Below are 255 nucleotides of genomic sequence, written 5' to 3' on the forward strand. Positions count from 1 at the left end.
CACTCCTTCGTAAAATCGTCCACGATGTTCAAGCACCGCAACCGCCGGCCATCGACAAAGCCATCCGACACAAAGTCCATCGACCAGCTTTGATTCGCGCGCGTAGCCAACACTCTGACGGTGCGTTCGACCCCGGCGATGCGTTTGCGCTTCCTGCGCCGAACCATCAGGCCTGCCGCGTGGTACACGCGGTAGGTACGCTTCCAATTGAGCGTCCATCCTTCTCGGCGCAGCAGCACATGCAGGCGACGGTAG

General features: G+C 60.4%; 1 pseudogene. It reads right to left on the reverse strand.

What is annotated here, in order from left to right:
- Positions 1 to 255, reverse strand: a pseudogene (locus GTP41_RS28210) (IS3 family transposase); the annotation flags it as partial.

The organism is Pseudoduganella guangdongensis, from assembly GCF_009857475.1.
GTDB lineage: Bacteria > Pseudomonadota > Gammaproteobacteria > Burkholderiales > Burkholderiaceae_D > Rugamonas > Rugamonas guangdongensis.